The organism is Actinomyces sp. HMSC075C01 (assembly GCF_001812965.1).
In the GTDB taxonomy this organism is placed as follows: domain Bacteria; phylum Actinomycetota; class Actinomycetes; order Actinomycetales; family Actinomycetaceae; genus Actinomyces; species Actinomyces acetigenes.
Genome location: NZ_KV811031.1, coordinates 52,200 through 60,841 on the forward strand (window position 1 = coordinate 52,200; position 8,642 = coordinate 60,841).

The 8,642-nt window shown below is 68.1% G+C and carries 8 protein-coding genes; 5 read left to right on the forward strand and 3 right to left on the reverse strand.

Features of this window, described 5'->3' with window-relative positions; genetic code table 11:
• A complete protein-coding gene (locus tag HMPREF2883_RS11340; RefSeq protein ID WP_070662489.1) occupies positions 1-2,832 on the reverse strand; it encodes a DUF1156 domain-containing protein in 2,832 nt (943 codons plus the stop codon).
• 146 nt (positions 2,833-2,978) lie between these two features.
• On the opposite strand from HMPREF2883_RS11340, the gene HMPREF2883_RS11345 reads away from it, so the two are divergent.
• The 3 genes from HMPREF2883_RS11345 to HMPREF2883_RS11355 all read left to right on the forward strand — a co-directional run bounded on the left by HMPREF2883_RS11345 (position 2,979) and on the right by HMPREF2883_RS11355 (position 5,532).
• Entirely contained in the window at positions 2,979-4,073 is a 1,095-nt protein-coding gene (locus HMPREF2883_RS11345) for a DNA cytosine methyltransferase (protein WP_070662492.1), read from the forward strand.
• A gap of 196 nt (positions 4,074-4,269) precedes the next feature.
• Positions 4,270-5,028, forward strand: a complete 759-nt coding sequence (locus tag HMPREF2883_RS11350) for a siderophore-interacting protein (protein WP_070510898.1) — start codon at positions 4,270-4,272, stop codon at positions 5,026-5,028.
• 132 nt (positions 5,029-5,160) lie between these two features.
• Positions 5,161-5,532, forward strand: coding sequence for a hypothetical protein (locus HMPREF2883_RS11355; protein ID WP_070662495.1), 372 nt, complete (start codon positions 5,161-5,163; stop codon positions 5,530-5,532).
• 6 nt (positions 5,533-5,538) lie between these two features.
• Here HMPREF2883_RS11355 and HMPREF2883_RS15640 read toward each other — a convergent pair whose 3' ends face one another.
• Positions 5,539-5,928 carry a ribonuclease HepT family protein gene (locus tag HMPREF2883_RS15640; protein ID WP_083313581.1) on the reverse strand — a complete coding sequence of 130 codons (390 nt, stop codon included), beginning with the start codon at positions 5,926-5,928 and terminating at the stop codon, positions 5,539-5,541.
• Entirely contained in the window at positions 5,925-6,395 is a 471-nt protein-coding gene (locus tag HMPREF2883_RS11365) for an XRE family transcriptional regulator (RefSeq protein WP_070662751.1), read from the reverse strand. Before HMPREF2883_RS11365 ends, HMPREF2883_RS15640 begins: the two co-directional genes overlap by 4 nt.
• A 550-nt stretch (positions 6,396-6,945) precedes the next feature.
• Between HMPREF2883_RS11365 and HMPREF2883_RS11370 the strand changes: the two genes are divergently transcribed.
• On the forward strand, positions 6,946-7,356 hold the full coding sequence (locus HMPREF2883_RS11370; protein WP_070662498.1) for a hypothetical protein: 411 nt from the start codon (positions 6,946-6,948) through the stop codon (positions 7,354-7,356).
• A gap of 5 nt (positions 7,357-7,361) precedes the next feature.
• Positions 7,362-8,642: adenylosuccinate lyase (purB, locus tag HMPREF2883_RS11375; RefSeq protein ID WP_070662501.1), on the forward strand; the 1,281-nt coding region annotated here is incomplete at its 3' end.

Genomic DNA, 8,642 nt, shown 5'->3' on the forward strand with positions numbered 1-8,642 from the left:
TCAGTGGTTCTCCAGGGTGTCGAGGTCGAGTGCGGTCTGGATGTCCGAGCCGGTGCTCGCCGCGGTCCGGGCCGCGGCGGCGATCTCCGGCCAGGAGCCGCCCAGGGCGTTGAAGAGGAGGCCGGCCTCGGTCCAGCCGTGCTTCTCGGCGAGGGAGTAGAGGCGGTAGGCGAGGGACTGGAGGATGTCGGCGCCCAGGCCGCGTTCGGCGGCGGCGGAGAGGAGCCTCCCGGCCTCGTCAATGCCGCGCCGGTCGAGGGCCCGCGCGAGGTGGAGAACCACCTCCCAGTGGGAGATGCGGTCGTCGGTGCGGGGGTCGTAGTCGTCGGGGAGGTCGGCGGGGGCGATGAGGCCGACGCGGCCGCCGCCGGAGGTGAGGACGCCGGAGCGCTTGAGGGCGTCGATGGAGGCGTTGCGGGCCGAGGCGAGGGTCTCGGCCTCCCCGTAAGGGCCCTCGGTGAAGCCGTGGGCGTCGAACCAGGTGAGGCACCAGCGGGTGTCGGGGTCGAGGTCGCCCTCCTGCTCACCGAGGACCTCGTCGAGCACGGCGTTGATCTGGGTGAGGGCCTCGGAAACGCTCATGTCGGTGCCGTCGGGGCTGATGACGCGGGAGTAGCGGGAGAAGACGCTCATGCCGGGGCCGATGGCCGCCTGGGCGAGGTCGACGGGGGCGATGCCGCCGCTGCGCAGGGTCTCGACGGCCTCGGGGAGGGTGCGGCGCAGCTCGCGCATGAGGCTGCGGCGGTCGGTCATGGGGGCGTCCTCGGGACGGGGTCGCAGCACGAGGACGATGGAGGAGGCCAGAGCGTTGGTTCCGGAGGCCACCATGCGGTTCCCCAGCTCGGAGCGCATGGGCCAGGTGGCGGTGATGGTCCAGCCGGAGCGGATCATGCCCTCGAGGATCGTGGACCAGCCGGTGGAGGTCCGCCCTTCAGCATTGGTCTCGGTCTGCTTGAAGGCGTAGTAGACCGTCATCGGGTAGTCCGGGTTGACACTCCGGCGAGCATTGGCGAAGACGGTACGGAAGCCGTCCTCGAAGAAGTCCCTCGCCCCGTCCTTGCCACCATGACGGTACTGGTTCGCGACCAGCTCCTCGGCCTTGGGCACGAGCATGGTGGAGAAGAGGGAGGGGTGGACGTCCTTGAGGGAGCGGCGCAGCCAGACGTAGAAGAAATCGGACAGGTCCGAGTAGCCGATATTGTCGTAATACGGCGGATCCGTGGAGATTACACACATCCTAGAATCAACCGAACTCGCGGACGCCTGAGTTGCTTTCCCGGCAATCTCACCACGACAAGGCAGTCGCTCCAACACCGCAGCTATACCAGGAATAGTATTAGAAAAATCGCCCGCAGTACCCGAGAACGGATTTGCTTCCGCATAATCCCACACCATGGGAAGCGCCTGTCTAGCGAAAGTCGAACGCGTCGCACCAGTACCATGAGAAGGTCGCCAAGCCACAAGACTTGAATGATCATCTGCAGTATTAGAAACCGCCACCCCAAGATACGTTGCAACAGTATCAGCATAGGCGGATGCACCTACACCTCTCGCTCCGAGACACTCCCCCTCACTCATTCCACCGGCGAGGGCGTCCCGCAACACGCGCTCACGCGCCTCGCCCACCAGATCCGAGAAGGTGGTCAGCGCCGTCAACTGCCGCGGACTGAACAGGTCGGAGTACTTCAGCATGCCGTAAGCCTGCACACGGAAACCCAAAGCGGCCTCTGGAAGATCTCCCACGGGGACGCTCGAAGGAACAGCACGAAGCGCCGTCGCAGCATGAGCTCTGTCCGGCGGCAAATACGTACGAGAACCGCGCCCCTCCACGGCGATCGCCGTCAGTTCCGCCCTCATGCGGCCATTCTGGGCCTCCGACCGAAGATAGTCGAAACCGATATGCGCTTCACAGGCCAAGCAACGGGCGCCGTTCCGATCAATGGTTCCATCATCCTGCTTCGTCGGTGCCCGCTTGGGATCGTGGCCGATGGAGTACTCGACGTGGTCACCGACGACCGTCGGGACGATGTAGGCCTCCTTGCCCTTCTTCTTCCCCAGCCACCACTTCGAGACGAGGGGCGTCTCGATGCCGCAGGCCGGGTTGGGGCAGGTGACGGTCCGCGCCCAGATCCAGGCGATGACGGTCGCCTCCGAGCCGTCGGGCAGCTGGGCCCGAGGGTAGAGGTGGCCGATGCGCCTCCAGGCCTCCTCACGCATCCACTCCCCGTAGCGGCGCACGTCCTCGGCCAGGCCGTGCGCACCGGGCCAGCTGCGCGTGCCATCGTCGGAGCCGGGGAAGACCGGAGCACGGCCGGAGAAGAGCGGCGGGATCTCGATGAGGGCCTTGTTGATGAGGACGGCCACGGGGTTGAGGTCGGAGGCGTGCGACTCCAGGCCGAGCCGCTGGGCCTCCAGGGGGATGGAGCCGCCTCCGGCGAAGGGGTCGAGGACGGCAGGGGGCTCATCCCCCGTGGAGCGGCGGATCTCCTCCCTGACCTCACGCATGAGGTGCTCATCACCGATGTTGTCCCAGTTCACCATGCGGGTGATGAGGGTGAACAGGCGGCGACGCTCCGCCTCCACCGCCCGCTCCGCAGCGGACTCCGGGTCGGCCTCACCCGCGGCCCGGGCCGCCTCCAGGAACTCCTCGTAGCGCTCGGAGGGGTCGTCGACCAGCTGGGAGAAGAGCACGGCGCGCGAGGTGGCCGTGGGCTTGCGGGACCACCACAGGTGCAGCGTGGAGGGATGCCCCTTGCGGATGGATTTCTCCCGAGCGGACTGCTGGTTGATGGCGTCGAGAGGCAGCGCCACCTCAATGAGCTTCCTGGGCACGGGAGTCCTTCCTGTCGACGGAGAACGGGGGAATTCTCCGCGGGTGTGAACGGGAACATCCTACGACCGCCCTCCGACACGAATCACACCCTTGAACCGACGGTGAGCCTCGATTCGGTGTCGTACCGGCCGGCTACCCTGATTCCATGACTGCCCGCACCATCCGTGTCCTCGACCTCTTCGCCGGGGCGGGAGGTCTCACCGCGGGGTTCCACACGGCGTCGTCGCGCTTCCGCAGCATCGCCGCGGTCGAGATGGACCCGGAGGCCGCCGCCTCCTACCGGGCGAGCTTCCCCAAGACGGATGTCTACGCGGGCGCCATCCAGGACTGGCTCGCCGAGGGGACGATCCCCATCGGTGTCGACGTCGTCGTTGGCGGCCCCCCGTGCCAGGGGTTCAGCACGCTCGGCAAGCGGGACGCGGAGGACGCCCGCAACCGACTCTGGGAGCAGTACGCCCAGGTCATTCAGAGGGCCAGGCCCAAGTACTTCGTCGTGGAGAACGTGCCCGCCTTCGGGAAGTCGCCCCAGTACCGCGACTTCCTGGCCACCACGCGCCCCGGGGAGTTCCTCGAGGACTACTCCTTCGACTTCCGCGTCCTCAACGCCGCCGACTACGGCGCCCCGCAGGCGCGCAGGCGCGCCGTCCTCATCGGGCACCGCTACGACATGGCCGTCCCCGGGTTCCCGGAGCCCACGCACTCCCCGGACGGGGGCGGCGACCTGCCCCCGTACCGGACGGTGCGGCAGACGCTGCTGGGCGTGCCCGCGCAGCCCGACATGGACGAGCGCTTCGACCAGCTCCGCACCCGAGTCGGCTCGCGGCGGGTACCCGGCGCCTTCTCCCCCCGGGAGCTGCACGTCTCCCGGTTCTACAGCGACATCTCAATCGAGCGCTTCGCAAAGATCCCCGAGGGAGGGAATCGGACGAATCTTCCGGACCACCTGAAGGCACCCTGCTGGCTCCGGCACACCTCCGGTTCCATGGACGTCATGGGACGCCTGCACTGGGACCGCCCCTCCGTGACGATCCGGACCGAGTTCTTCAAGCCGGAGAAGGGCCGCTACCTCCACCCCGTGGAGAACCGCGCCATCACCCACTACGAGGCGGCGCTCCTGCAGGGATTCCCCGACACGCACCGCTTCATCGGCTCCCGCACCTCCATCGCCCGGCAGATCGGCAACGCCGTCCCCATCCCATTGGGCGCCGCCATCGCACGGCAAGTCCTCGCGCAATTCTGAGGACGATCCCGAGCACCGGCGCCGTCGATGCATCCCAGGATTCCCAATACGTCCAACCCGGCGGCCCCGCCCACCAGCAGAATTCTTTCGGCATTTTCTCCTGTGTTCTCAGCAGCAGGTCCTAAGCAAGCCTTCAACCATTCCGGTTATGGTTCGCCTGAGCGCGAGATCAGACGACCGGGAGGCGGACACGCAGATGGCACGTGGTGGGAGGGGATTCCAAGGCACAGTGCTCAAGGCGCTGCGGGCGCCGGAGCACAAGCTCACGATCACCGCAGTGCGCGAGCTGGCGCCCTACACCGAGCTGACCGTCCACTGTCCGAGCCTGCTGGGCACCGGCGCCGCCATGCTGCCGCCCACTGCCTGGGTGCGCATGTGGATCCCGCAGGGCGGCCGCCAGCACCAGCGCGCCTACACCATCACCCGCATCAACCGCGAACAGGCCACCGCCATCATCCTGGTCCTGCACCATGAGCCCGCAGGCCCGGCATCGCGCTGGTCGAAGCGGGTCAAGCCGGGAGCCACCGTGTCCGTCCAGGTCATGGGAGGCACCAGCTACCGCCTGCCCTCCCCCGGCGACAAGATGCTGCTGGTGGGCGACCAGGCCTCCGCGCCCGCACTCGCCGACGCCGTCGCCGCCGCCCCGCCGAGCAGCCTGGCCACCGTCGTCATGATGGCGCCTGAGACCGGCTTCCTGCCCCTGGCCGCGCGCGACCATCGGCTCATCCGCGTCAATCCCGGGATCTCTGAGGAGAAGCTGCTGGCCGCCGTCGACCGCACCCTGTGGGCGGACACCGGGGACCTGGCCCTGGACTGGGTGTTCATCGCCTTGGAGACCAGCGCCACCAAGGCGGTGCGGCGCCACCTGATCGCCTCCGGTCTGAGCCGACGCAGCATCCAGCACCAGGGCTACTGGACCCGCGGCCGCGCCATGGGCACCACCCCCGAGGACTGAGGCCCGGGCCCCGCCCTAAGCCCTGAGCCCGGCCGGCGTCGACTCCCCCTCACCACCGGTCGCCTTCCAACCAGGACACCGCCTTAGACTGGGGGCGCTTGCTACCGCAACCCGTTCGCCGAGGTGCTCGCCATGCGACTCATCAAGCCCGCCATTCTTGTCCTCGCCCTGACCGTCCTGGTCACCTCAATCGGGAGCCTGCTGCTCGGTTGGCAGCTCAACAGCCTCACCTCATCGCTGTGCATGCTCCTGCTCGGCCTCATCCTGCTGCAAGCCCAGAACTCGGGTCCGGGCGAGCGCAGCCTGCCGCCGTCGGGCGTCCGGCTGCTGGGGGCCGTCGGAGTTATCCTCTCCGGGCTCATTCTCGCGCGCGGCCTCTACCGGTCCGACGTCGATGTGCTCCTCGCCCTGCCCGCGCTGGGCCTGCTGGGCTACGTCCTGGTTCGCAGCCTGAGGGACCGGCGGACCCGCGAGGTCACCGCGCACACGACCTCGGCCCGATAGGGCCCGTCACCCGCCGGCATGGATTCGGTCCAAGATCTCGGGAACACGCCGAGTGATTGCCATCCAGAAAAGACTGTCATCCATCGAGCGATAGCCTGCGTGTGCCGCAATGTTGCGTGTGGTTCGAATGGCCCGGCGTTCGTCCTCGGAGATCGCCACCAGGTAAGGCATGAACTCAGGTCGCTCCAGCAGAGCGGCGAGTCGAATGATCACCATGCAGGCAACGTCATAGGCTTGAGCACCGTCGTAAAACTCTTCTCGTCCATGCGCGACGACGACGTCGATCCGGTCACGAATCAGCGCAAGCTCGGCGTCTAGATTCTCACGATCATGGAGCCTTGCCCCATCCTGCCTGGTACGCGGGGTAAAGCGAGCCCGTTGACGCTCCTCATTCACAGTGGCACTGCCTCTCGTGCGGCGCCAGCCAGCTGAACAGGCAGGGGGGAGTCGGAAACGACGTCGGCAGGGAACCCAGTGAGTCTCTCAACGTCATCGACGAACAGGGCCAGGTCGAACAGGTCAGTACTGGTCGACGGCGTGACCAGAAGGTCGATGTCAGAGTCGAAGTCATCCTCCCCCCGGACCGACGACCCGAAAACGCGGAGGTTGCTGAGGCCATGAGACTCGGCGCAGGCGAGAATCTTGTCGGCCTGCATGGCAAGCGGGAGTGACGGTCGGTAACCGGCTGCGCGCAGCACCACCTCGAGCAGCCCATCGGACACCGCACGCGCCCCGGACTCCACCTGCGTCAAGACCGACTCGTTCAAGCCAGCACGCTGGGCCAACTGAACCCGTGAGAGCCCTGCATCCAGACGCGCAGCACGAATAAGTGCCGGTGCGTCATCAGTGCGGAAGCGACCCATGAGGTCAGCATATGGCACAACCAGCCACTCGGGACCGTCGACGACGTCGATCGAGAACGTACTTTCGCGCCGAGGACTGCGCTGTCCCCCAGATGACTGGGAGCGCAGCCGCGTCGTCTGAAGGAGAAGTACGTCCTCGGCGCGAAACGCAGTCCTCAACATGCGCCGTTCGGAATCAGGACCGCCGCACGCATCGGTAGCGGCGGCGCCCCGGCCAGCGCGGGTCCGACGGCGCAGGGCCGATGTCGAAGTCGAGCGCACGGTAGAAGCCGACGGCATCGTCGTCGGTCTCATCGACATCCGCGCTCCCTCCACGAGCTCATGATCTCCGGGCGACGCAGCACCCAAGGCATCACAGAGGCATCACATTCTCCCTGGTCGGAACTTACTTCACAGGTCCGGAGCCGGCGCGCCGTATAGGCTGGCGGCGACCGGGGAGTGCTCCCCGCCAACGACGACGGACCACTTGTTGAAAACGACACAAGGATCCGGCAGGATTTTGCCCGGTCATACCATTCCCCACCATGCCCGCCCTAGAAGGTCATCTACCATGCGACTCCTCCCTCCAGTCGTCTTCACACTTGCCACGACCGTCCTGGCCCTGACGGTCGGCGGCGGCCTGTTCGGCTGGGAAACCTCCCTCCTGACGCCTCTGAGCCTGCTCACAGTCAGTCTCATCCTCTTCCAGGCCCAGCACGTTCAGCGCGCCGAGCCGTCCCAGCGGATCCCGGGCCCCTCGATCCTCGCGCTGGCCGTCATCGGCCTGGGGCTGGCGGCCGCCCTGCTCGGCCACGGCCTCTACAGCCATGAGCCCGCCGCCGCCATCAACCTGCCGTCGGCCGGCATCCTGCTGTTCGTCGTCGTGACCGCCTACCGCCGACGCCGCCCCGAGGCACAGCCCGTCCTCGTCACGCCCCAGGAGGCCCCACTCGCAGAGATCGGTGCCAACCTGCCACAATGAGCGGCATGGTCGATCTCTCCGCAGTCTCCCCCGCCATCGCCCTGGGCCCCCTGGACGGCCGCTACCGCGCCGTCGCCGCCCCGCTGGTCAACCACCTCTCCGAGGCCGCGCTCAACCGGGCCCGCCTGCAGGTCGAGGTCGAGTGGCTCATCCACCTCACCGACGGCGGCGTCCTGCCCGGCGCCCCCCGCCTGAGCGAGACGGAGAAGAGCTACCTGCGCGGCGTCGTCGAGGACTTCGGAGCCGAGGAGATCGCCGAGCTCGGCGCCATCGAGGCCGAGACCCGCCACGACGTCAAGGCCGTCGAGTACCTCCTCAAGCGGCGCCTGGCCGCGGCCGCCCAGGCCCCCGGCGTCGTCGGCGCCGACGGCGGCCCCACCGTGCTGCCCGCGGTCGGCGAGATCGTCCACATCTTCTGCACCAGCGAGGACATCAACAACCTCTCCTACGCCCTGACGATCCGCGCCGCGATCGAGCAGGTGTGGCTGCCGGCCGCCCGCGGGCTGGTCGAGGACCTGGCCGCCATGGCCCACGAGTACGCCGACGCCGCCATGCTGGCGCGCACGCACGGTCAGCCGGCCACCCCCACGACGCTCGGCAAGGAGCTGGCGGTCCTGGCCCACCGGCTGCGCCGCCAGGTGCGCCGCGTCGAGGCCACCGAGTACCTGGGCAAGTTCAACGGCGCCACCGGCACCTTCGGCGCGCACGTCGTCTCCGTGCCCGGCGCTGACTGGCAGGCCGTGGGGCGCGGCTTCGTCGAGCACCTGGGCCTGACCTGGAACCCGCTGACCACCCAGATCGAGTCCCACGACTGGCAGGCCGAGCTCTACTCCGACGTCGCCCGCTTCAACCGAATCGCCCACAACCTGGCCACGGACGTGTGGACCTACATCTCGCTGGGCTACTTCCACCAGCGCCTGAGCGCGCAGGGCTCCACCGGCTCGTCGACCATGCCGCACAAGGTCAACCCGATCCGCTTCGAGAACGGCGAGGCCAACCTGGAGATCTCCTGCTCGCTGCTGGACACGCTGGCCGCCACGCTCGTCACCTCCCGCCTCCAGCGCGACCTCACCGACTCCACCACGCAGCGCAACGTGGGCGTGGCCCTGGGGCACTCACTGCTGGCCGTGGACAACATCCGCCGGGGCCTGGCCGGGCTCGACGTCGACCGCGCCCGCCTGGAGGAGGACCTCGAGGCGACCTGGGAGGTGCTCGGCGAGCCCGTCCAGCAGGCGATGCGGGCGGCCGCCGTCGCCGGGGCGACCGGCATGGCCGACCCCTACGAG

Excerpts from the sequence above, each read along its gene's own strand:
- HMPREF2883_RS11345 (WP_070662492.1), top strand. The coding sequence starts at position 2,979 with ATGACTGCCCGCACCATCCGTGTCCTCGACCTCTTCGCCGGGGCGGGA.
- HMPREF2883_RS11355 (WP_070662495.1), top strand. The coding sequence starts at position 5,161 with ATGCGACTCATCAAGCCCGCCATTCTTGTCCTCGCCCTGACCGTCCTG.
- HMPREF2883_RS11370 (WP_070662498.1), top strand. The coding sequence starts at position 6,946 with ATGCGACTCCTCCCTCCAGTCGTCTTCACACTTGCCACGACCGTCCTG.
- HMPREF2883_RS11365 (WP_070662751.1), bottom strand. The coding sequence starts at position 6,395 with ATGGGTCGCTTCCGCACTGATGACGCACCGGCACTTATTCGTGCTGCG.
- HMPREF2883_RS11350 (WP_070510898.1), top strand. The coding sequence starts at position 4,270 with ATGGCACGTGGTGGGAGGGGATTCCAAGGCACAGTGCTCAAGGCGCTG.